Annotated in this window: 20 protein-coding genes; 9 read left to right on the forward strand and 11 right to left on the reverse strand. The window is 57.8% G+C overall.

What is annotated here, in order from left to right; genetic code table 11:
• The first annotated feature begins 25 nt into the window (after nucleotides 1-25).
• Entirely contained in the window at nucleotides 26-1492 is a 1467-nt protein-coding gene (locus AF337_RS06755) for a hypothetical protein (RefSeq protein WP_049731516.1), read from the forward strand.
• 50 nt (nucleotides 1493-1542) lie between these two features.
• On the opposite strand, the gene AF337_RS06760 is transcribed toward AF337_RS06755, so the two are convergent.
• Entirely contained in the window at nucleotides 1543-1839 is a 297-nt protein-coding gene (locus AF337_RS06760; protein WP_049731517.1) for a hypothetical protein, read from the reverse strand.
• A gap of 296 nt (nucleotides 1840-2135) precedes the next feature.
• On the opposite strand from AF337_RS06760, the gene AF337_RS06770 reads away from it, so the two are divergent.
• Both AF337_RS06770 and AF337_RS06775 read left to right on the forward strand, forming a co-directional pair.
• Nucleotides 2136-3047: a glycosyltransferase family 8 protein gene (locus AF337_RS06770; protein ID WP_049731519.1), complete on the forward strand. Its 912-nt coding sequence runs from the start codon at nucleotides 2136-2138 to the stop codon at nucleotides 3045-3047.
• 101 nt (nucleotides 3048-3148) lie between these two features.
• On the forward strand, nucleotides 3149-4171 hold the full coding sequence (locus AF337_RS06775) for a glycosyltransferase family 2 protein (RefSeq protein ID WP_049731520.1): 1023 nt from the start codon (nucleotides 3149-3151) through the stop codon (nucleotides 4169-4171).
• 226 nt (nucleotides 4172-4397) lie between these two features.
• Here AF337_RS06775 and AF337_RS06780 read toward each other — a convergent pair whose 3' ends face one another.
• Nucleotides 4398-5150, reverse strand: a complete 753-nt coding sequence (locus AF337_RS06780; protein ID WP_049731521.1) for a Crp/Fnr family transcriptional regulator — start codon at nucleotides 5148-5150, stop codon at nucleotides 4398-4400.
• A gap of 453 nt (nucleotides 5151-5603) precedes the next feature.
• Between AF337_RS06780 and AF337_RS06785 the strand changes: the two genes are divergently transcribed.
• Nucleotides 5604-6254 carry a sugar transferase gene (locus AF337_RS06785; protein ID WP_049731522.1) on the forward strand — a complete coding sequence of 217 codons (651 nt, stop codon included), beginning with the start codon at nucleotides 5604-5606 and terminating at the stop codon, nucleotides 6252-6254.
• A 58-nt stretch (nucleotides 6255-6312) separates the two neighbouring features.
• Here AF337_RS06785 and AF337_RS06790 read toward each other — a convergent pair whose 3' ends face one another.
• Nucleotides 6313-6612, reverse strand: a complete 300-nt coding sequence (locus AF337_RS06790; RefSeq protein ID WP_049731523.1) for a hypothetical protein — start codon at nucleotides 6610-6612, stop codon at nucleotides 6313-6315.
• Between the two features lie 483 nt (nucleotides 6613-7095).
• A complete protein-coding gene (locus AF337_RS06795; RefSeq protein WP_049731535.1) occupies nucleotides 7096-8205 on the reverse strand; it encodes an acyltransferase family protein in 1110 nt (369 codons plus the stop codon).
• 253 nt (nucleotides 8206-8458) lie between these two features.
• On the opposite strand from AF337_RS06795, the gene AF337_RS06800 reads away from it, so the two are divergent.
• Nucleotides 8459-10777 (forward strand): membrane-bound PQQ-dependent dehydrogenase, glucose/quinate/shikimate family, encoded by a 2319-nt coding sequence (locus AF337_RS06800; RefSeq protein ID WP_049731524.1) that lies wholly within the window; start codon nucleotides 8459-8461, stop codon nucleotides 10775-10777.
• 386 nt (nucleotides 10778-11163) lie between these two features.
• Here the strand turns inward: AF337_RS06800 and AF337_RS06805 are convergent, their stop codons facing one another.
• From AF337_RS06805 to AF337_RS06830, 6 genes are all read right to left on the reverse strand, one after another.
• Complete coding sequence (locus tag AF337_RS06805; protein WP_049731525.1) at nucleotides 11164-12186, reverse strand: DUF808 domain-containing protein; 1023 nt, start codon at nucleotides 12184-12186, stop codon at nucleotides 11164-11166.
• 500 nt (nucleotides 12187-12686) lie between these two features.
• Nucleotides 12687-13358 (reverse strand): TetR family transcriptional regulator, encoded by a 672-nt coding sequence (locus AF337_RS06810; protein WP_049731526.1) that lies wholly within the window; start codon nucleotides 13356-13358, stop codon nucleotides 12687-12689.
• The gene (locus tag AF337_RS06815) at nucleotides 13342-14442 is read right to left on the reverse strand and encodes an NmrA family NAD(P)-binding protein (RefSeq protein ID WP_049731527.1); all 1101 of its coding nucleotides are present in this window, start codon (nucleotides 14440-14442) and stop codon (nucleotides 13342-13344) included. Before AF337_RS06815 ends, AF337_RS06810 begins: the two co-directional genes overlap by 17 nt.
• Before the next feature lie 69 nt (nucleotides 14443-14511).
• Complete coding sequence (locus tag AF337_RS06820) at nucleotides 14512-15096, reverse strand: glutathione S-transferase family protein (RefSeq protein WP_049731528.1); 585 nt, start codon at nucleotides 15094-15096, stop codon at nucleotides 14512-14514.
• A gap of 132 nt (nucleotides 15097-15228) precedes the next feature.
• Complete coding sequence (locus AF337_RS06825; RefSeq protein WP_049731529.1) at nucleotides 15229-18360, reverse strand: efflux RND transporter permease subunit; 3132 nt, start codon at nucleotides 18358-18360, stop codon at nucleotides 15229-15231.
• Nucleotides 18360-19460 carry an efflux RND transporter periplasmic adaptor subunit gene (locus AF337_RS06830; RefSeq protein ID WP_049731530.1) on the reverse strand — a complete coding sequence of 367 codons (1101 nt, stop codon included), beginning with the start codon at nucleotides 19458-19460 and terminating at the stop codon, nucleotides 18360-18362. Before AF337_RS06830 ends, AF337_RS06825 begins: the two co-directional genes overlap by 1 nt.
• A gap of 96 nt (nucleotides 19461-19556) precedes the next feature.
• On the opposite strand from AF337_RS06830, the gene AF337_RS06835 reads away from it, so the two are divergent.
• The 4 genes from AF337_RS06835 to AF337_RS06850 all read left to right on the forward strand — a co-directional run bounded on the left by AF337_RS06835 (nucleotide 19557) and on the right by AF337_RS06850 (nucleotide 23221).
• Nucleotides 19557-20141: a TetR/AcrR family transcriptional regulator gene (locus tag AF337_RS06835; RefSeq protein ID WP_049731531.1), complete on the forward strand. Its 585-nt coding sequence runs from the start codon at nucleotides 19557-19559 to the stop codon at nucleotides 20139-20141.
• 46 nt (nucleotides 20142-20187) lie between these two features.
• Complete coding sequence (gene fabF, locus AF337_RS06840; RefSeq protein WP_049731532.1) at nucleotides 20188-21465, forward strand: beta-ketoacyl-ACP synthase II; 1278 nt, start codon at nucleotides 20188-20190, stop codon at nucleotides 21463-21465.
• Nucleotides 21466-21506: 41 nt separating this feature from the next.
• Nucleotides 21507-22499, forward strand: coding sequence for a cell division protein FtsZ (gene ftsZ, locus AF337_RS06845; RefSeq protein ID WP_116429621.1), 993 nt, complete (start codon nucleotides 21507-21509; stop codon nucleotides 22497-22499).
• A gap of 251 nt (nucleotides 22500-22750) precedes the next feature.
• Entirely contained in the window at nucleotides 22751-23221 is a 471-nt protein-coding gene (locus tag AF337_RS06850) for a DMP19 family protein (RefSeq protein ID WP_049731533.1), read from the forward strand.
• Nucleotides 23222-23252: 31 nt separating this feature from the next.
• Here AF337_RS06850 and AF337_RS06855 read toward each other — a convergent pair whose 3' ends face one another.
• Nucleotides 23253-23648, reverse strand: coding sequence for a hypothetical protein (locus AF337_RS06855; RefSeq protein ID WP_152970940.1), 396 nt, complete (start codon nucleotides 23646-23648; stop codon nucleotides 23253-23255).
• Nucleotides 23649-23796: the final 148 nt, after the last annotated feature.

Consider the following 23796-nt stretch of genomic DNA (forward strand, 5'->3'; position numbering starts at 1 on the left):
CGCCCTCCGGCTTGGGATCTGAAGCATGTCGATCGAGCCGATCGGTTTCATGGTGTTGCTGCTTGGCGTGCTCAGCATGCTCAACGGCGCGCGCTTTGCCGTCACCGTCCTTTGCCTTTCGACGCTGCTGGGAGCCGCAGCGGCTCTGCAACTGCCGGCGCTCGGCGGCAGCAGCATCCAGCCGAGCCATCTTCTGGTGCTCTTTCTCGTCATGACGGCCCTGCTGCGCCCGGTTCAGACGCAGGCGATGCTCGCCAGCATCGCCTATCCGGGGCCTGGCTTCTGGTTTGCCTGCTACATCCTGTTTTCCGTGGTCTCGTCCTTCTTCCTGCCCCGTATCTTTGCCGGCGCGACCCTCGTTTACTCCTCCGCCAGAGATCCCTCTGGGATGATGTCGACGGTAGCGGCTCCATTGGCCCCGGGTTCGTCCAATCTCAGCCAGTCCGTCTACCTGCTCGGCGACCTTGCCTGCTTCGCCGTCGTCGCCGGACTTGCCCGGCTCGGCTATGGCCGCTTCATCGCCCAGCAGCTGATCGTGGCATCGATGGCGTGTTTTGCCTTCGCGCTGATCGACCTCGCAACCTTCCAGATCGGTCAGGCCCATGTGCTCGATCTCATCAGAAATGCGAATTATACGATGCATACGGCCGAGACCATCCACGGCTTCAAGCGCATCGTCGGCCCCTTTCCCGAAGCGAGCATGTACGGCGCCGTCGCACTGGCTTATTTCGCCTTCACGCTCATGCTTTGGCTGGAGCGAGTCCAAGGCCGTATGGCTGGGTTGGCAACGCTTCTGATCGGCCCCACCATCGTGCTCTGCACCTCGACAACCGCTTATGTCGCGGGCGCCTTTATTGTCTGTATGTTCGTGCTGTTCTCCCTGAAACGACTGATCGGCGGTCCCGCCACGACCCCGCACGTGACTTTCCTTGTGATCACGCTGTTCTTCATCCCCTGCGCCATCACCGCGCTCAGCCTCGTCCCCGATGCATGGAATTCCATCGCCGGCCTCCTGACCACCACCGTATCGGACAAGCTCCAATCGCAATCCGGCGAAGAGCGCACCGCTTGGAACACGCTGGCACTGATCGCATTCGTCGATACCGCCACGTTCGGCGCCGGACTGGGCACGGTTCGCGCCTCCAGTTTCATCGCCGCATTGCTGTCCAATGTCGGATTGACCGGCACCGCCCTGTTCGCCGTCTTCGTCTACAGCCTGGCGAGGGCAGCCGGCCGGTATAAATTTGGCGACCGCGAGACCCATGCGATCGGAATCGCCGCCGTGATGGCATCCATTGCACAGATCGGCTCCGCGGCGATATCAGGCAGCGGCACGGATCTTGGCTTGCTGTTCAGCACCTCGGCGGGGCTGGCCGCGGGCTGCCTGGCCGGACCTTATGTCCCGCGGCATCGGGCAGTCTCATCGCCTGCGAACCAGCGCCTGGAGGCATCGGCATCTCGTATGAGAGCGCCGATGTTTTCAACACGATGACGCCCGCTCAGGACTTTCGTCGTGGATGGCAGCCTGGCGCAGTCTCAATGTCAGCCTTGCTGGCGCTCGCTGGCGGCAGAGACATTGCCTGCAGAATTGCTCTCCCGCAGCCTGGCATTGCGCCGCAGGAGACCCGACAGGAAGACGCCCGTCAGATAGCCGATCTCCATCAGCACGAGGATAGCGATACCGGATCCGATCGCCGCAACCGCGGAGGACCCGTCCACGAAAACCACGCCGCCCGAGCCGATGGCCACAAGGAATGCAAAGACTGCGAAAGCCCAGGCGCGGATGCAAGCACCGGCAGCTATCGAAATCACGGCGGCGATCAGCGCGGTGATCAGCATCCAAATACCTCTTCTGTCTGCGCCCCGGCTCCCACCGTTGTGCCAGGGAAGAAGACATCGAAACGCAGCCTCATCGCAGGCAGGGCATTCTTCATGGTGAATATCTCAACAATGAAACACACGAAAACCGCCGGCAGCCGGACGCCGATAAGCCAACGGCCGAGACTGCATCTCGGCAATATATACCGGACTGGGCCTTCATACGACAGGCCCTTCGGCTCAATCAACAACAGTTCCCTCGACTTGGAAGGCGACAGCGATTCATGCCTGTTGCGGGCGATCGGAAGGGTGAGGACATGAACAATCAGTGCGTCGTCTACGTCACGGATGTCGAATATTCATTTCCGACTATTCTTTCGGCGCTTCAGGCTCGGAAATTCGCAAGCCCTGCGACCGATGTCTGTGTCCTGATGTCGGAACATCTCGATAATTTCGAAGAGTTGAAAGCCCTGCTCGCAGCGAGCGGGGTCGACTTGATTGATGCGACCGAAGCGCTGCAGGATTCGCTCGGCAAGCTCGACGGATCACATTTCCAGGGACGCATCAGCGTCAGCACCATGGCCAAGCTCGTCCTTTGCGAGATCCTGCCTGCCAACTATACCCAGATCATCTACCTCGATGGGGACACGCAGATCGTCAGCGATCTCGGCAGGCTCGAAAATGCCTTTGTACCCGAGGGCAGGTTTTTCGCGGCGCGCGACTACACGGCGATCCATGACTTCCTCGACACCGGAAAGAGCAGCCACTATTTCAACGCGGGGGTCTTGAAATTCCACCGCAACGGCTGGATCGGACAGGAGGCGCTTGAGCTTTTTGCTAGAAATCCCGAGGCCTGCGAGGGCAAGCATGATCAGGGCGCATTAAACTATGTCTGCGGTTCATCACTCATCCTCGTATCGAACCGCTGGAACTTCCCCAAACAGTTCCTTCATCTCGTCAACATGTCCTCCCTGTCGATCGTCCATTATATGGCGCATCCGAAGCCGTGGCACGGCACCTTCTTTCCCTGGACCGATAGGGAAAGCCAAGTCTATGTCGATCTGCGCAAAGCACATCCAATTTACCACTCGCTGTATCGCGGAATAAGCTTCGATCGTAAGCTCCTCTATAAATACCGGTCGATGCGGGCGCGCATCGAACACGCAATCGAGAAGGATGGATCCAGTCCGCGGGTCCAGAGCCTGCTGGTTGGCGATTACGCCGTGTGACGCGTGGTGAGCCTGGGGGTGAATATCGGCGTGACTGATCTCGGCATGGCAGTCGACCTTTTATTTGCACGCGGAAGCGCAACGAATGTTCAGGACAGACTATGAGTTATAAGGCTTCCGCCGCCAGTATCTCGCATTACACAAAAGCCCGCCTGCGCCGCTCGCTCAAGGCCCGGCAGGTTCGCTACGACCTGCTGCGCAGCGGGCTCAAGCAGGCGCGTCATGTCGTCATCTGCGTCATCCGCGACGAGGGCCACCGGCTGGCATTCTTCCTGCAGTATTATCGCGATCTCGGCTTCGAGCACTTCATCTGCATCGACAACGGCTCCACCGATGGCACGGCCGAATTGCTGTCCGGCTTCGACGATGTCTCCCTTCTCTCTGCCCACGGATCCTACAAGGCGGCGAGATTCGGGAATGATTGGATCAACGAAGTCATCAACCGGCACTGCCAGGAGAAATGGGTTCTCTATGTCGACGCCGACGAGTTCCTGGTCTATCCGCATTGCGACACACGGCCGATCGATCAGCTGACCGCCTATATCGGTTCCACCGGCGGTCGTTCGCTGCGCTCGGTGATGATCGACATGTACAGCCCGCATCCCGTTCTCGAAAACATATGCGAACCCGGTCGCAATCCGCTCGAGGTCTGCAATCTCTTCGACCGATCCGGCTACGTCGCGCATTTCGACGAACGCAACGGGACGATATGGATCAAGGGCGGCGTTCGCGGGCGGGTCTATTTCCACGACCGGCTCTGGGACGGCCCGGCGCTCAACAAGATACCTCTGGTCTATATCGAGGGTGAACGTCTTTTTCTCAAATCATCGCATCAGGTCTGGCCGCTCTCGCTGAATTTGGGCGACATGCGCGGGGCGCTCGGCGTATCCGGCGCGCTTCTGCATTTCAAGTTCCTGTCGAGCTTCGTGCACAAGGTTGCCGATGCGGCGCACCGGTCCCAACATACGGAAGAATATGCCGTATATTCCTCGAGCAGGGATATGGATGACTTCGTCTACGACGACACCGGCACCTACAGAAGCTGGAAGGATCTCTCCGATCACGGGCTCATCCAGGGTGAAGGCTGGAAATACTGGAGGAATGCGTCGGAAAGCGAAGTCTAAAGCGCGTCGCGATCTTTCAGATTCGCTCAATGCGCTTTAGCTCTTTATTTTCTCGCATGTCGTTGCGGCAAAAGCGTTTCGCGCTTTGCCTGGGAAAACCGCTGCACAGTTTTGCGCGACATGCTTTAGCGTCCGCCAGCCGCTCCCACCGCCGTCAAACATAAAACCCGCCGGCGGCGGGTTTTATTGAGACTTTCGCTGCCGCTTTCTTTAGTCGAGGCGCCCCTCAAGCAAGCGACTCCATACCCTCGGCATAAGCTTCCAGCGCCTTCCGATTGAGAATACGGATTTTGCCCTGCGTGCCATCGACCACTTTGCTCTCACGCAAGCGCCGCAGGCACTGGTTGACCTTTTCGCGCGACGCCGGCAGCGTCGCCGCTAGGTCATGTTGGGAGATGATCAGTTCATCGCCGCTATGTTGCGCATCCACTTTGTACAAGGCAGAAAGGCGCAGCAGCATCCGGGCCAATCTCTGCCTTAGGCTCGATCCGGCGTTGGAAATGATCCGCAGTTCGAGTTCGGAAACACGCGCCAGCGCCTTCGACAAGATCTTCACCTGAAATTGCGGATCGTTTGCACACAGGTCCCGCAGCAACCGACCATCGAAGTAGTGCAGTTCGCAGTCCGATGAGGCCCGATATTCCAGGCTGAGGGACTGCTTGCGCAGCACCTCCAATTCGCCGATCAAGCCGCCTTTCGGAATGATTTCCACAATGAACTCTCGTCCATCTGCAAGCGGCGTGCTTGCACTCACCATTCCGCGCTGGACGCGGGCGAACATGTCGACGGCATCACCGGCGCCGGCAATCACCTCACCGCGGCGAAACTTTCGAACACTCGAACGGTAAAACGGAAACTCGTGATCCAAATCTCCCCGGCCGCCGTATACAATACCGACTGGCTCGCAAGTAACCGCTTCGCCTATTCGAGCCGCGCCGCCTCCAGTCTTGTTATCTCTGATACCAATCGCCCCGTCCATACACGCAGCTCCACGCAGACTAATTTATTTATTACTGTCAACAACATTCGTAATCCGTTAAATTAGAAAGTCAAATAGTAATAATATAAAAATCACCTTCTGAAATTATACATAAATTATGACGACTGCTCATATTTATATATAACAAAACCCATATCGAATTCTACAGAATGCAGCGGAGGAAAGCTGCAATTGGATTTTTATACGATTTATGACAATTGTCTAATTACAGCATAAATTTACACAACAGAAGAACAGCCTCTGATCACCACGTTAATATTAGTAACATTTTTCATATGTGCTTTACATTTCGAATAATACCTTAAATAACCGTAAGAAAAACTTTAGAGAATAAATAATTTATTCACCAATATGACCTTGGTCACAGACATCAAACTTATATTAAAACAAGATTTGGCGGTTATTTCTGGGATTCGCCCAACGGAGACGCGGATGGCGGGAAAAAATCATGGCATCAACCAAACAGAACCTTGGCAGGATTGCGCCGGGGTGCAACAGCAAGGGGGTCCATTCAATACGTCAAAATCCCATAAGATCAGCAGAATTCTGAAGCGTGCATTGGACATCGCCATTGCGACGTCTCTCCTATTTCTTCTGTCGCCGATCCTTCTGTCGGTAGCAGTCATCATAGCGCTAAGCGATCGGGGCGCCGTTTTCAATTCCGACCGGCGGATCGGATATAGGGGAAAAGAGTTCGGTTGCCTGAAGTTTCGGACGACGGGAGCCGACGCTACAGCCGGCCTGCATGTGACTGTCGTCGGCGACATGCTGACGCGATCGAACCTCGACAAGCTTCCGCTATTGATCAACGTGCTGCTCGGGCAAATGAGCCTCGTCGGGCCTCGCGCTACTACCAAAGAAGAGCTGCCGCGTTACGGCGAACATGCCGCTGCCTATATCGCGGTCCGTCCTGGCCTGACCGGCCATTGGCAGATCGGCGAACGCGTCGGTTATCAGAACAGCGTTTCCCGCGACGTGGAGTATCTGCGCAAATGGACACTCGCGTTGGATTTCGTAATCATGGCAAAGACTTTGGCAGCCCTGCTTTCCCGGCATGCCTTATTGCCCAAAATGGACGCGTAGGGTCGCTCCGTTTCCCCAACAGTTCGCAGAGGCCGCATCCTGCCTCCTCCCCACGGCATTATCCGTGGGGACGCTTGCCGGTCATAGGTGAGCGCTCTGTGAGCAAGTTCTTTCTCCGGCGCCTTTGGATATGCCCCCACAAAGAATAGGCAAATAGACCCGCCAGATAACTTACTTCCATCAGCACAAGCGCTTCGAGGCAGTAGACGATCGCTTCCGAAAAGGAAGAACCTTTCAGCAGGATCACGGCCCCCCAGGCGACGACCAGCAGAAAAGCAAAGATTGCAAAGGCCGAGGCGCGGATGGTCGCTCCGGCGGCGATGGAGACGGCAACCACGATAAACGCGCTCTTCAGCATTAGTCTGCTCCTCTCTCCACACCTCCTTCAAGCCGTCGCCTGCCCTCAATGACATGACAAAAACCCAAAGTCGAAACGAAGTCCGATCAAAGTATTTTATCGACTACCGTTAAAATATTGCTAAGATCCCCTCAGTAAGCCGAACAACCCGACCGCAGAATATTCGGCTATTCATCCGACAGAGTCGCTCTATCATCCAAAACAAAGAGATGCTTGGCGCACGCCGGAAGATTTAATACAGGTCATCAGGGCGCCTATGCAGCGCGATGATCCAATGGCACTTATCATCCCAGCACGAGATGGCGACGACGTCGATGACGCAAGGCTGGTCCACGCCCAGCCTTCGCGACAGGCGGATATTTTTCCCCGGCAATCGACCACGGCTCAACGAATCAGAACTCGCTGGTGACTGGCAAGCCCTGCTGATGTCCGTCGGGGTAAGGCACGATGGGATCGCCGGCGTCGGGACCGGTATCGATAAGCCTATTTGGCGACTGCGGCGGCCAATTGCCGTTTTGCACCACGCTTGAGACTGAGGTTTTCAAGCCAGGTGACCTGTTTCCTCAATTTCAACGCCGGCTTTTCGATGAATCTCCACGAGAAGGCGGCAAAGCAGGTGGCAACGATGCTGCAGACAATACCATTCAACCACCAGTTATGCGCCCAAGGCCCGAGCGCCACGAACGCCTGTTGAATGGGATAGCCATAGAGGAAGACGCCGTAGGAATAGTCGGCCCCGCTGAGAATGCCGAGCTTGCGGGGCGAGGTCAGGCCGAGAAAGACGGTGACATATCCGATTGCCGGAATGGCAATGAAATCTCCAAAGGAACTAAACCAGTAGGCCCATAATATGGTTGCCACCGAGGCAAGGAATATTCTCACATCCCACAGAACCTTGTCCCTATAGAGATAGAAGGTCACCCCTACGAGAAACGCACAGATGAGCAGGTTGCCCGACGCGGTGGTCGGCATTATTGCCCAATCGCTCTCATGTTTCCAATACCTTGCCATACCGAAGCTGATGATCAAAGCCGGCGTTGCGACAAGGGCGATCACCCGCCGCCTGACCACGCCGAGCAGAAACAGCGCGGCGATCGCGGCATAGCACTCAAGCTCGAAGGGCACCGTCCAGAGCTGCCCATTCACCATCGCGGCGTCGGGATTATCCAGGAATACGCCGGGCAGATTGAAGTGGATGTGGCCCGTGACATTCAGCAAATAGGTAAAGAATTGAGGATCGGTGAAATAGTCACTGAGGTCATACTCTGTATAGATCGCTCCGAGTATAAAGGCAGCCAGCAATACCTCCACCGCAAGGGCAGGGTAGATCCGGATAAATCGGTTCCCGAGAAAGGAGATCAATGTCTTCGACCGTTCAAGACTGCCGGCCACCAGGAATCCGCTCAGAACGAAGAACATGGGCAGCACTGATTTGATGACTGGACGGAAAGGTGACTCCCAGAGAAACAGATCATCGCCGTACGTGACGCGGGCCGTATGTATCCAAAGCACTGAAAAGGCTAACAGCAATCGCATATAATCGAATCCTGTCGGTCGCCCTTTTGCTAGATCAAGCTTTTCGCCGAGAAACATCTGTGGCCCTTTCAGAAGTATTGACACGAATTGGAATGGTAAGCTGTTGCCGCAGAGCGGCGGCGGCATCATTGCCAGGTCGGGGCCGCGTGTCAGTGACCAGAGGTACATCAGGAAAAAATTGAACGAGAGAGCGCCCTCTCCCGAAGACGAGACCGCTGACCGTCAACCCAATGGCCCTGCGCTTCCCGAGGCGCCATGCGACGGTCGGCGTTGGACCAGACGATCGGGCGGCGGATTGGATGAGGAAACTATGAAATTTCTGGCCACCCTGTTTTTTATTGTGCTCGCCTTCATCGGATTGGGTCTGATGGGAGGCGGCGCATTGCTGCTCGGCTTCGGCGGCTCGCCCTATTACGCGATGGTCGGGCTTGCCTATCTGTCTGCCGCGCTTCTGCTGTGGCGCCGGCAGACGTCAGGCGCCCTCATCGTCCTGCTTGTGGCCGTTTTCACCCTTCCCTGGGCACTATGGGAGTCGGGTTTCAATTTCTGGGCGCTCTTTGCGCGTCTGATGTCGCCCATCGCACTGGCTGGCTTTGCACTTTTCTTTGCGCCGTCACTTTCGCCAACCGCCAACCGCAAACTCTTCTATGGCGGCACCTTGATTGCGGTCATCCTCTTCGCTGTCGGTTTTAGCCTTGCGTTCACGCCGCACGGGTTGATCCGCCCCTCCGCCGGCATCCCCGCCTATAAGACCGCCAAGGGTGACAACTCACCCTCCGACTGGACGTCCTATGGCCGCAGCACGGCCGGAGACCGCTACTCCCCGTTCGATCAGATCAACCGCGGCAATGTTGCCAAGCTCGACCTTGCCTGGACATATCGCACCGGCAAAAGCGATGGCGCCGATCAGAACACGCCTCTGCAGATCGGCGATACGGTCTACACCTGCACGCCGACCAATGTGATCGCAGCGCTTGATGCAGATACGGGCAAACCCCGCTGGACCTTCGATCCCAAGGCGGCCGCGCCTTACTGGCAACGCTGCCGCGGCCTCGGCTACTACAAGATGCCACAGGAGGCCCAATCCGCCGACGGTCTTTGCAATGAGCGTCTGGTGCAGACGACAATCGATGCCCGTCTCCTGGAGATCGACAGCAAGACCGGCGCGCCCTGCAGGGGCTTCGGAGACAATGGCACGGTGCAGCTTTCCCAGGGCATGGGTGAAGTCAAGTCGGGTTACTATTTTCAGACGTCGGCGCCACTGATTGCCCGCAATCTGATCGTCATCGGAGGCTGGGTCATAGACAATCAGGAGATGGGCGAACCCTCGGGCGTCATCCGCGCCTTCAATGTCGTTACCGGCGAGCTCGAATGGGCATGGGATCTTGGCAACCTAGAGATCACCAAACTCCCGCCGGAGGGCCAGACCTATACGCGGGCCACGCCCAACATGTGGACGACGGCCGCATTCGACGACAAGCTCGGCCTCATCTATGCACCGCTCGGCAATACCACCCCGGATTATTACGGCGTTAATCGTCCGGCCTTCGCCGATCAATACAATGCCACGTTGGTGGCGCTTGATGTCACGACGGGACGGGAGAAATGGAAGTTCCAGACCGTGCATCACGATATCTGGGACTATGACCTGCCGGCCCAGCCGGTTCTGATCGACCTTCCCGACGGCAATGGCGCCACCATCCCTGCACTGCTGCAGACCACCAAACGCGGGCAGCTTTTCCTGCTCAACCGTCAGACCGGTGCACCGCTTGCCGAGGTTCAGGAGAAGCCGGTACCGCAGCAAGGTGGCGCACCCGAGGAGAAATTGTCTCCGACCCAGCCCTATTCCGTCGGCATGCCGACCATCGGTGCGGAACGGGTGACGGAGCAGACGGCCTGGGGCCTGACGATCTTCGATCAGCTGGCATGCCGCATCGCCTTTCGAAAGATGCGCTACGACGGCGATTTCACCCCGATCGGTCCGCAATATGCGATTCAGCAGCCGGGAAACCTTGGAGGCCTCAATTGGGGGAGCGTTTCGGTCGATCTGCCCAACAACCGGGTCTTCCTGAACGATATCCGTGTGCCCAGCCTCTTCGCCCTCATTCCCCGCGGGGAATATGTCGATTTTGCCCTCACCACGACTGCACACGGCCCCTCCGCCCCGCAGCGCGGCACACCTTTCGGCATGGCCACCGAAATGTGGACATCGAGGCTCCGCGTTCCCTGCACGCAACCGCCCTTCGGCACCATCACAGCCGTGGATCTGAACACCCGCAAGATCGCATGGCAGGTCCCGGCCGGGACCGCCGAACAGCTCGGGCCGTTTAAGATCAAAAGCAATCTGCCGATGCCGATGGGCCTGCCGAGTTATGCCGGTACGTCGGCGACTGCCGGCGGTGTCGTCTTCTTCGCCGGCTTTCAGGATTATTACATCCGCGCTTACGACGCCGAGAACGGTGATGAGCTCTGGAAATATCCCCTTCCGGTCGGCGCGAGTGCAACGCCGATGACCTACGTCTCACCCATAACCGGCAAGCAATATGTCGTGATATCGGTTGGCGGCGCACCATATTCGAAGGATGTCGGCGACTACGTCTTTGCCTTCTCCCTGAAAGACGGAGAATAGCCGCGGTCGCGTCCGCTTCACCGACGATCTTCAAGCCCAGGCGCGACCCCTTCTCATGAAGGCGATGGCTACGTTGCCGGTCACGCTGTGCTATTTTGGTCCGATGAGGAACTGAGGCTACGAGCGTGACGCGAAAACTGGCGGCGATCCTGGTCGCGGATGTGGTCGGCTACAGCCGTCTCGCCGGTGCGGACGAGGATCGCATCCTGGCTCCATCGAACGCCGCCGCCGCGTCCTCCCCTTCCGAAACCCCGAGGACTTTAACCGCCGCGTTGAAGGGCTGCGCAAGGCGGGACTTATGGTCCCGGATGTCGGTCGCTCCTGACAGAAACTGCGGCTCGGACCGATGAGCGGGCAGCTCATTCGCGGGCGAGAATCCGAGAGTTTCATTTTTTCCCGTCCGCCAGTGCCTCTTTCCGCCGGCGACGCGGCAGGACTGATTTGAAGTAGCGCCACATCGGGGAGATAACGTAGCCTGCGACCGGAATCGTGATCAAGCCGGCGACAATACCGACGATGCCCGCTCCGGTGGCCTCGACGGCCCATCGCAACACGGACGCCAGAACGGGAATGGCTTGGGAGGCGACCTCCCCGGCATCATGGATGAGATGCGCAAGGCCACCCACGCCATAGGCTTCGAGGCCGTGCACGATGATGCCGCCGCCGACCCAGATCATCGCAGCCGTTCCGACAATACCGAGCGCTTTCAGAAAATAAGGCATGCCTGTGACCAGTCCACGTCCGACCACGCGCAGGAATGCCCCCATCGGAGACGCCGTCTGCACCCGCGCCATCATCAGGCCCAGATCATCGGCCTTCACGATCAGCGCCACGCCGCCATAGACCATGGCCGTTATACCCAGTCCAACGACGGCAAGGATGAAGGCCTGCGTGAATAAGCTGCCTGATGGCACCGCGGCGAGCGTAATCGCCATGATTTCGGCCGACAGGATGAAATCGGTCTTGATCGCACCGGCGACCTTTTCGTCTTCGAGGGATTGCGCATCGAGGCTTGTCGTCTCGAGTGCCGATTCATGGGCGTGAGCCGCATGCGGCAGCACCAGTGCGTAGATTTTTTCCACGCCCTCGTAGCAGAGAAAAAGTCCGCCGATCATAAGCAGCGGTGTGATCGCCTGCGGCGCGACGAGGCTGAGGATAAGCGCCGCGGGAAGCAGGATCAGAAGCTTGTTCTTCAGCGAACCGACTGCGATCTTGCCGATGATCGGCACTTCGCGTGCTGCCGAAAATCCGGTGACGTAGCGGGGTGTGACTGCCGCATCATCGATGACGACGCCTGCCGCTTTCGCGCCTGCCTTGGCTGCCTGGCCGGCAATATCGTCAAGCGAGGCTGCAGCCACCTTGGCCAAGGCGGCGATATCATCAAGAAGGGCGATCAGGCCAACACTCATTCAAGCCTCCGTTGGGAAGATAGACTTACACAGCATAAAACGGAAAAACCCATCCAACGACCTCGGGACGAGGCGTGTCATCCCCGCCGGGAAGATGCCACGCACAGATCGCAACGGCAATGCCGCCGTTATTCACCCGGCGTCGGGCTCAGCCCGCCTCCCCCCGCAAAGAGCATGTCTGCCGTTTCAGCGAAACCCCTGACAGCCCCGGATTTGCACTCTGTGCCAATGCGGCGGATCAGTATCTCCGCCCGTTCGCCAGACCAGGGAAGCGTAGTTTCCGCAGCTCGGTGCGGCAGGCGAGAACGCGATTTTTGCGTATTGGATATTGGGAAAGTTGGTTGCGGGGCCTGAGAGTCGCAGACTTGCAAATTAGTCGAATTTGGAGGGTGTCTGAGGCGTACGCATATTTATGGACCCACGGTTTCGCAAGCACGACAAACTCCTTGCCGTGAGCCGTCGGCTATTTTTAAAGCGATCTCCATCATCTCCCTTCCCACTCATTTTCGTATTTTTGCGGACCATGCCACTCGAACGCCGAGGGCGCTCAGGACGAATGCGATCTGGCCTCTCAGTTCCATGTCGACATCATTCTGGTTTTTTAGGCGCAGTTCAACCAGAAGAGGATGCAGAAACGGATTCATTGCATCGACAACAGCTTGTGCGGTTTCCACTGAACCAGCAACGCCCAGTTTAGATGATGCATTCATCTCGCGGAGGATTTTTGCGAGAATTGCGATCAATCGTTGAAGATAGAGGCGCGTTACTGCCCAGTTGTCCAAATAAGCTGCGACGTAGAGCGCGTGGATATTCGGCGCATGGATAAAATCTTCGCGAACCCGACGATGAAGGACTTGCAGGATCGTAACCAGCCTTGCCGGAGCGGTGTCGGGACCGCCGGCGATATGAGTGATCGCCGACAGCGTGTCGTCGGTTAGCCTGGCAAAAACGCCATGGTCTATAGCCGCTCTCGTTGGGAAAAAGCGATAGATGTTCGCCCGGCTCATGTCCAGGTTATCTGCTATATCGGCGACGTTGGTTTTCTTGTGGCCGATGCGGCGGATATAGGCTTCGGCATGATCGAGAATAAGGCTCCTGATTTCAGCGTCTTCGCCTCGGCGTGACCTCAGGCCATCGCTTGGCATCACCAAGGTGTCAGAGGCCGCCAACATTTCCCCTTTGCCTATCTTCGCTGCTTTTCAGAACCGAAAAGCTGTTTTGCAACGCCTCGGGCTGCAGCTTGTCCCAGAGCGAAGGTGAACCGTTTAAGCGGGCAAGTTCCTCATGGCGCCGTATCCACTGCTCGGCCGACCTCAATCTGTTGGGATGGATGTCATCAAGAAGCTGGTAATCGCGTTTGATGATGTCATGTCTCCACATGTTCCAGAAGCCCGTGAAGTTGTCCCTAAAACTCATCGTGCTCCTATCGGCGGGATCCGCATTGTAGCCGGCCGGCCGATCTGCCGCGTTCTTGAGGGATCCGCCGAAATACTGATGCACGTCGGTATCTATGTAACGTGCGGGATGTCCCGTCACACGCTCGAACGTCGCAGCGAGTTCGTCGTAACGCACATGTTCGATGGCAACCTCAAGGTCCATTCCGACAGACCGTTCGGTGTTGTCGAAAAGCCAACGGACATAATATGCGCAATCTTCCAGCGAGACATGGACAACGGCTCCACGTCCAAGCGGCACTCTCCAGGTAACAACGCCCTCCTCAATTCTGGGCGTCATCGGCGTAAAGGGCGAGAACGCCATCTCCATATACGGCCCGGTCGTAAATATCGCGGCGCCCATCCTGTCGGCATTGGCTTTGTTTTGCGACAGAATCCATTCTGCGACGCGCCCTTTGCCGTCATAGTGGCCGGTTCGGAAACGCGAATCATATCCTGCCTTTTTCAGCACATAGTCGAGGTTGCCGAAAACGAAGAACCTGATCCCCTCCTCGATCGCGATTTCATAGGTCCTCATCGCGAGATAGGTTTCTGTTTTCTCGCCCGTGTTGAACCCGTCGATATTGACAAAAGCTCCATTGCAAGCACGGAAGCCTTTGCGGAAAATCTCTTCGTCAGCGAATGAACCCTCTATCAAGGAGACATTGCCCATATCCTCCAGTTGTCTCGCGCGCTCCGATGTACCGTCTCGGGTGAGTGCCAGAACGTCATATTTGCCGTCAGCGACCAGACCCTTTACCACCGACATTCCTTGTGCTCCCGTGGCACCAATCACGAAAATTCTGCTGGTTTCAAATGACATCCGGATCTCCTTCAAGTGCTCGACATGCCCACGACCATGAAACGATTTTTGCGTGCATCGTTCGGGCAGTCATGCTGATCGAATCACAGGTGCAGACGTTGTCAGCGCCCGTCGAAATGCCGGCCGCCCTTCACCGCGTGCGACGTAATTCTTAAGATTTGGATTGTTTTCGAGGAATTCAGTGCCGCGTAGCGCTCGCAGCACTGACACCATCAATAGGTCCGCGGCACTGAATTCCCCTTCCAACCAATCAGCGTTGCCAAGCTTGGAGGAAAGTTCCCTAAGCCGAACAGGCAGATAGCCGGCGCCATCGGATGAGATGCAAGGCTCGATTGTGTTCAACGCCGCAAACATCCACATAATCGCACGAGACCTGGCGTTTGGATCGAGCGGGAGCAGGCCAGGAAATTTGTGCGCGATGTGATGGACGATCGCACCTGACTCAAAAAGCACGAGATCCCCGTCCTCATAGGTCGGCACCTGCCCAAAAGGATGAAGCTCGCGGTATTCAGGACGGCGCATTTCGGAAAAAGTCAGCAATCGCATCTCATAGGGCTGCCCAACTTCCTCAAGCGCCCATCGCACGCGCATATCCCGGTGAAAACCCCGGCCGCCATCGGGAGGGTTTCTGAAAATTGATACGATCGGGGTCATGTCGCTCCTATTCTTCGATTCGCGTGGGTGGTTGACGGCTGGATCCCGCCGCCATTGGGCTGGAGGCGGGACCTGATGGTTACCCTTCGACTACTCCGAAGCGTCAGCGACGCTTCGGAGTAGGTCATCGCATCACTCCGCCGCGAGATGCATCTTCGGTTCCGTCTGACTAGCCCCCGACTGGATCGTTCCATGGTCTTGGTGCATCTCGGTTTCCTCTGTGGGCTTGATCCGGAACCATGCCGCATAGAGAGCAGGAAGGAACAGCAGGATCATCGCGGTGCCGACAGCCGTGCCGCCGATCAGCGTGTAGGCCATCGATCCCCAGAACACCGAATGGGTCAGCGGAATGAACGCGAGTACCGCTGCAAGCGCCGTCAGGATCACCGGACGGGTTCGCTGCACGGTCGCTTCGATGACGGCGTGATAGTCATCGAGGCCAGCCGCCTGGTTTTCCTTGATCTGCTCGGTCAGGATGAGGGTGTTGCGCATCAGGATACCGGCAAGTCCAATCAGACCTAGAATGGCGTTGAAACCGAAAGGTTGATTGAAGAGGAGCAAGGCCGGCACTGCACCGGCAAGGCCAAGCGGCGCCGTCAATATGACCATGGTCATGGTCGACAGGCTGCGAACCTGAAGAACGATCACGATCAGTGTCGCTGCGATCATCAAGGGGAAGATTTTGGCGAGCGCGACGTTTGCCTTGAGCGATTCCTCGATATTGCCGCCCATTTCGATCCGATAACCGACGGGCAGCGAGGTGATCAATGGCTGCAGGGCCTGCATGACGGCCTTCGACACTTCCGGTGGTTGCGTTGCCTCGCTGATGTCAGACCGGACGGTGATGACCGGCGTGCGGTCACGGCGCTTCATGATCGGCTCTTCGAAGCTAACCTCCGAGTGACCGATCTGATCGAGCGGAATTGCCCTTCCGTCCCTGCTGATCAGCGAGAAGTCCGAGAGCTTTGAGGGATCAAGACGATTGTCGCCACCGCTGCGCGCAACAACCGGGACGTTGCGGATGTTTTCACGGACCTGGGTTATAGGAACGCCCGTCAGCAGAAGCTGCAACTGTTGGGCGGCTTCGGCTGGCGACAGGCCGATGAGATTAAGCCTCTCCTGGTCAGGAATGAAGCGGACGATGGGCGTGCGGTTGCCCCAATCGCGGTTGGACTGGCGAACGTCCGGGACGGTTTTCATGATCGCGAGTGCCTGTTCCGAGATCTGATAGAGCTTCTCGGGATCGGGCCCCATAATGCGAAACTCGACGGGGAAAGGTGTGTAAGGTCCGAACACGAGCTGCGTGACGCGAACGGAGGCTTCCGGCGCAAGGCCATCGGCGATGGCGGCACGCAGGCGATGCTTCAGCGCTTCACGACCTTCTGCATCGGGGGTGAGCGCTACGATCTTGGCGAAGGCCGGATCCGGCAGTTCAGGCGCCATTGCAAAGAAGAATCGTGGCGCGCCCTGGCCGATATAGCTGGTTACGATCTTCGACTCGGGCTGCTTCTGCAGCCAGCGCTCGAGCTTTTCGACCGTAGCGGTGGTCGTTTCGATACTCGTGCCTTCGGGCAGCCGAACCTCGACCAGCACCTCGGGACGATCCGACGTCGGGAAGAATTGCTGCTTAACGCTTCCCATTCCCACGACGGACACAGCCATGACCACGACCACGACAGCGCAGGTCATGAACTTATGGCGAACGGCGAACTTGATGACTGCACGAAGACGTTGGTAATTCGGCGTGCCATAGATGGCGCCATGTCCGCCCGTGACAGGCTTGATGTCGGGAAGCATCTTGACGCCGAGATAGGGTGTGAACACCACGGCGATGATCCAGGATACGATAAGAGCGAAGCCCACGACCCAGAAAATGTTGCCGGCATACTCACCCGCCGTCGATTTCGCAAAACCGACCGGCATCAGGCCGATAATGGTGACAAGCGTGCCTGACAGCATGGGCGCTGCGGTATGGCTCCAGGCATAGGCGGCCGCCTTGATGCGGTCCATGCCCTCTTCCATCTTTACGACCATGACCTCAATAGCGATGATCGCATCATCTACCAGAAGTCCGAGCGCCAGAATCAGGGCGCCAAGCGTAATGCGATCGAAGAAGCGTCCGGTTTCCAGCATGATCAGGAAGACCACGGCAAGCGTCAGTGGAACGGCGAGTGCCACGACGATACCGACGCGCCAGCCCAGAGCGATCAGACTGACGAACAGCACGACACCGAGCGCCATCGCGAACTTCATCATGAATTCGCCGACGGCTTCCTGAATGTTCACGGCTTGGTCGCTGACCTTCGCCAGAGTCATACCGAGAGGCAGTGATTGGCTGATCGTCGCAGATCTTTCCTCAAGCGCCTTGCCGAGTTCGAGACCATTCCAGCCCGATTGCATAACGGCAGCCAGCATGATCGCCGGCTCGCCCTCGTGTCGAATGATGTAGGTCGCGGGATCTTCGTAGCCGCGACGGATATCCGCTATATCGGAGAGTTTCAGAGTCCGGCCACCGGCCACGATCGGTGTATCCGCGATCGCCTGTATGCTGTTGTAGGCGCCATCAAACCGGATAAAGACCTGCGGACCGCGTGTATCGATGGAGCCGGCGGGCGTCACGGTGTTCTGGTTTTGGAGGGCCGACGCGATGTCCTGCGCCGACACACCAAGCGTAGCGAGCTTGGCGAAGGAGAATTCGACAAAGATCTGCTCGGGCCGTTCGCCGAGAATGTTGATCTTCTTCACGCCCGGCACATGCAAAAGGTCCTGCCGGATCGTTTCCGCCTGACGAACCAGGTCGCGCATCGGCATGCCCTTGGCTTTCAGCGCGTAAAGGGCGAAGCTGACGTCAGAATACTCATCATTGACGAAAGGTCCGAAGACACCAGGCGGCAGGCTCCTCGCCTCGTCGCCCAGTTTCTTGCGTGCCTGATAGAATTCTTCCTCGACCGCGCTGGCCGGCGTGCTGTCCTTGAGGGTAACCGTCAGGTAAGCGTAGCCAGGACGGGTGGTTGTCTCCACCCGATCATACCAGGTCAGTTCCTGAAGACGCTTTTCCAGCGGTTCCGCGACGAGATCCTGCATCTCGCGCGCTGTTGCGCCCGGCCAGACACTCGTAACGGTCATCGTCTTGATGGTGAAGGACGGATCCTCTGCGCGCCCGAGACTCATGAAGGCGTAGACGCCTGCTGCGGCTAGAAGGATGATGAAAAAGAGGGTGACGGCCCGCTCACGAACGGCCAGCGCGGAAAGATTGAAGCTCATCACTTGGCCGCCTCTGCTTTTTCTGCACCCGTCCGAATGGTCGCGCCGTCGGTCAGGAGATGCGCGCCAAGTGCAACGACGACTTCGCCCGGCTTCAAGCCAGAAACGATCGCATCTTCCTCGCCGAGCCGTTCGACCGTCAGTTCCCGGAAGTGAACGGTAGAGGATTTATCGACGACCCAGATGCCCGAACGGTTGCCGTCGTCCAGAAGCGCGCCGATCGGCACCTCGGCATGGGTTTGCGCATCCTTATTGGGTATCTTGATCGTTACCGTTGCGCCCAGATGCGCTGTCGCCGCACCTCCTTGCAGGACCCAACGCGTTTCGTAGGTGCGGGTTCGCGTTTCTGCTGAAGCCGAAATCTGGCGAAGCACCGCGTTGTCTTCTGCGTCGCGGCCATAAACGGTGGCTTGTGCGGTCGCGCCGATCTCCGGCCTGAGATTTTCGGGCATCCACACCAGAGCCTCCCGCGCTCCGGCCTGGGCAAGCCGAATGACCGTCTGGCCGGCTGCGACCACCTGTCCGGGTTCGCCCAGCGTTTCGACAATTGTTCCGTCGGCGTCTGCCAGCAGCACCGTATATGTCGCCTCGTTGTCAGCGACATTCGCCTCGGCTTTTGCCGCCGCAAGTTGCGCGGTGGCAGTATCAAGGGCCGCTTTCGCCTTTTCATACTGCTGCGTGGATGCCGCCAGGTTTTTCACCAGAGCGGCGAAACGCTTTTCGTCGGCTTGTGCCTGAACGAATGTTGCCTGTGCCGCCGCAACGGCATTGCGTTTCGCGGTCAGCGCGAGGCGCAGATCTGTTTCGTCGATCTTCATCAAGGGCTGTCCGGCTTTCACCTCGTCACCGAGGTTCACCAGCCTTTCGACGATCTTGCCGGGGACACGAAAGCCAAGATCGCTCTGGACGCGGGGCGCGATCGTCCCGGTAAAGCTTCTAGCGACGGTATCCGGCGTCGTTGCCTCTACGACACTCACAAAGGGGATTGCGGTCCGAGGATCGGCCGCTGCCGCGACTTTCTCGGTCGGCCAAAAGACAAACGCGGCGGTGGCGGCGCCGGCGATCACGACCGCAGAGGAGAGGAGAAACTTCGTTTTCATGTGATGACCCTTCTTGACGGTCGATTCATCGGAATAGATTGCAACTTAAATCTAAAACGTATATAGATGTCAAATGAAATCTAAAAGGAGCAGCAAATGCGAGTCACTCGAGCCCAGGCCGAAGCAAATCGAGACGCAGTGATCACTGCGGCAAGCCGGCTCTTTCGCGAACATGGTTTTGACGGGATCAGTCTCAAAGACCTGATGAAGGGAGCCGGCCTTACCCAGGGCGGCTTCTATAAGCAGTTCGAATCCAAAGACGATCTCGCGGCGCTCGCATCCCGTCGGGCGATGGAGAGTGCAACGCGCCGGTGGTCGTCCGTCGCAGCCTCGAGCTCCGGTCCGTTGCGCGCGGTCGTCGGTCTCTACTTGTCGGCCGACCATCACGGAGAAACGGGGGACGGATGCCCGCTCGTCGCACTTGGCTCTGACGCGGCTCGCCAAAGGGCGGAAGTCCGGACACCCTTCCAAGACGGGATCGAGGCTCATCTGCAGGTGCTGGAGGAACTGATGCCGGAAAAAGGCGAGCCCGACGCCAATGAAAAGGCGATGGTGGTGCTGTCCCTGATGGTCGGCGCGGTCACGCTGTCAAGGATCATGACGGACGCGGATATGTCGGACCGTCTGCTTCAAGCGGCGGCCAATGAGGTAGAGCGCCTCGCCCCCCTCGACGAAGACTAGGACGCCACCGTTCCAGTCCGGCAACACACAATTTCTCGGAGTTATCATGCGTCGTATCGTCGTCACAGGCATGGGTGCGCTCAGCCCCCTCGGTGCCAATGTCTCAAGCTCCTGGACACGGCTCAAAGCCGGAAAATCCGGGATTCGCCGTCTATCGGACGAGGTTGTCGGTGGTCTCCCCGCCAAGATCGGTGGTGTGGTCCCCTCCATCGCCGAGGACGCAGAAGCAGGGTTCGATCCTGATCTTGTGCTGCCATCGAAGGATCAGCGAAAGATCGATCGCTTTATTCTTTTCGCGCTCGCGGCGGCTGACGAAGCACTTGCCCAGGCGCGTTGGAAGCCCATTTCGGAAGAGGACCGCCTTCGAACGGCGACGATCATTGCTTCCGGGATCGGCGGCTTTCCCGCCATCACTGACGCTGTGCGGACTGTCGACCATAAGGGGCCACGACGTTTGTCGCCCTTCACCATCCCGTCGTTTCTGGTCAATCTGGCAGCAGGTCAGGTATCGATACGACATGGGTTAAAGGGTCCCCTTGGAGCACCCGTGACAGCGTGCGCGGCAGGCGTTCAGGCGATTGGTGACGCCGCCAGGCTCATTCGCGCGAACGAAGCCGATATCGCCATCTGCGGCGGGACGGAAGCCTGTATGAATATCGTGAGCCTTGGCGGCTTTGCTGCCGCGCGCTCCTTGTCTACGGGGTTCAACGACACGCCTGAACTGGCATCGCGACCCTTCGATATACTCCGCGACGGGTTCGTCATGGGCGAAGGTGCGGGCGTGCTGGTCATCGAATCCCTCAGCCATGCCCTTGCGCGCGGTGCCGAGCCTTTGGCCGAATTGGTCGGCTACGGCACGACAGCCGACGCCCACCACATCACGTCCGGTCCTGAGGATGGATCGGGTGCCGCGAGAGCCATGCAAATTGCGATCCAACAGGCCGGTATTTCTCCTCAGGAAATCCAGCACGTGAATGCTCACGCGACCTCCACGCCGGTTGGAGACCGTGGGGAAATCGAGGCCATCAAGTCGGTGTTCGGGAAGGCATCCGGTCTGGCGGTGAGCGGCACGAAATCAGCGACCGGTCACCTGCTCGGCGCTGCCGGTGGGCTGGAAGCAATCTTTGCGATCATGGCTCTGCGCGATCAGATTGCGCCGCCAACGCTGAATCTGGATGCACCAGACCCTGCCAGCGACGGAATCGACATCGTCGCCAAGGCGGCCCGGCCGCTGTTCACGGATTACGCGATCACCAATGGCTTCGGGTTCGGCGGCGTGAATGCGAGTGCGCTGTTCAAGCGCTGGCCTGCAAAAGCGGCATAGGCCTCCACAAGCAATTTCGAACGAGGATAGGACGGATTATAATGATTCACCCCCTAGAGAAACCGGCAGGCTGGAAGCCGAAGATTGCCGTGATCGGTGTCGGCGGCGCCGGCGGAAACGCAGTCGACAACATGATCATGCAGGCATTATCCGGTGTCGATTTTCTGGTTGCAAACACCGACGCTCAGGCGCTCGTCAAGTCCAAGGCGCCGCAGGTCGTGCAACTTGGCCTGAAGGTTACCGAGGGTCTGGGCGCCGGCTCGCTCCCGGCAGTCGGTCGTGCCGCTGCGGAAGAGTCGATCCACGAGATCATGGAGCATCTCGCCGGTTATCATATGTGCTTTATCGCCGCTGGCATGGGCGGTGGCACGGGGACCGGGGCCGCGCCGGTTATTGCCCGCGCCGCACGGCAGGCCGGCATTCTCACCGTCGCCGTTGTCTCGGAGCCCTTCGTGTTCGAAGGCTCACACCGCATGCGCCAGGCGAAAGAAGGCATCGAACAGCTCCTCGAAGTCGCCGATACCGTCATCGTTGTCCCAAACCAGGGCCTCTTTCGCCTCTCGGCCCCGCATACCACGCTTGCCGCGGCCTTTGCTTCGGCTGACGCCGTGCTTTATGCAGGCGTCAGTTCGATTGTCGATTTGATCCTGAAGGAAGGAGTGGTCAATCTCGATTTCGCCGATGTGAAAGCGATCATGCGGGACATGGGCATGGCGGTGATGGGGACCGGCGAAGCTGCGGGCCCCGGCAGAGCGACCGCGGCCGCGAAAGCAGCCCTGGAAAATCCGCTGTTTGGCGCGATACTCGGGGATGCAAAAGGGGTTCTCGTCTCGATCTCTGCCGGTCGAGATCTCACCCTGTTCGAAGTCGATGAGGCCGCCGGCCGCATCCGCGAAGAAGTCGATGGGAATGCCGAAATCATCTTCGGCGCAAGTTTCGACGAATACCTCGGTGAGCGGATGCGGGTGTCGCTCATCGCAACCGGGATCGGACTGGCGGCGCGAGCGCCGCTGCTTGTCGACCGTGTCGCCTGACGTTCATGATTCAGGGTCCGTCGGCTTCCAAAGGCAATGCGTTCCTGAGCATCTCAACTCAGCTCAGCAAAAGATCGTCGGCGTAGACGTTCGGTCTTATCGTCCCCGAAAGGAAAAGGTCGTAAGCGGTGTGCCGCACTCACCTTTACAGTAATCGCTCTTTGATGGGCACAGTAACTATAGCCGTTTGCAGGCTTCGCGATTTGATCGTATCAACAACCTCACGTAGGTGGGTTGGATAGTTGGGAGTCATGATGACAGCGCCATACAATGATCTTGGCTCGCTCGATGACTGGCTCCTTAAACAAGGGATTGAGCAGGCAGAGCGCGGGATTTCGATTGAAGACGAGCTTATTCCGGGGACGGTCGAGCGGTTGGGGCTGCCTTATGTCTATCTTTACGCTACGGTTATTTTCGACGGGGAAGTCGCCAATGGTGGCCTTCCTCAGTTCTTCGAGAACTCATCCGGTGCTTTGGCGCCTATTGTTCGGGATGCGTTGCAGGCAATGGAACTGCGCCACTACGCGACCATCATGACGCAACTTCTCAATGCCTTTGGACCGGAATATCCTCGCAATCGGTGGGTTCGAGTAGATAAGATAGACTCCGACACTTCCGTCCAGGAGATGCTGGATCGCGGATATCATGCCATTGATGTCTGGAGCCGGGAGTTCATCCTCGCACGCGACAATTACGCCAGAAAAAATGAGTTATTGAAATGAGTAAACCGCGTCCAGAATGGCTCTTTTGAGCCTAGATCATATTAGCTATCACTGTAATAAACTTAAGCTCGTTGTCATTCAGAAATTGACTGAAAGCTCCGGCCCAGGTCTTGATCTGACTCAAGCCTTCCGTTCCCACCCCGATCATCGCGCTAGGACCATCAGCTATTGTTTTCCCGTCATCAAATCCCGCATCTGAACTGACCAATAGGCCATTTGGTTTCGCGGCTACGTCCACAGTCACTGAGAATTCTTGGATACCACTGACCTTTGTGACACATAGGAATATCCTCAGAGGGAAGTGCTCGTTCGAACTATGACCCACTGCGACAATAAAATTTCGTCCAGAATTTTCTAGGCGCTCACGCCATCCATCTAGCAATTCGCGCACGACTAACTCAAGGCTACCGATATGATCGAGATTCATATGCATTCCTATTTTTTCATCGTGCCTACTACGGCGTCCATAAGTTCTTGCGTTAGCGAATGAACGACAGGACTTCCATGGGTGTCGATCCAACTGCGCGCGCTGAGTTCTATCCCGACCACGGTCCAGAAACGCAAAAACCCGCCGA

Origin of the sequence: Rhizobium ecuadorense (assembly GCF_001187535.1) — a bacterium.
GTDB lineage: Bacteria > Pseudomonadota > Alphaproteobacteria > Rhizobiales > Rhizobiaceae > Rhizobium > Rhizobium ecuadorense.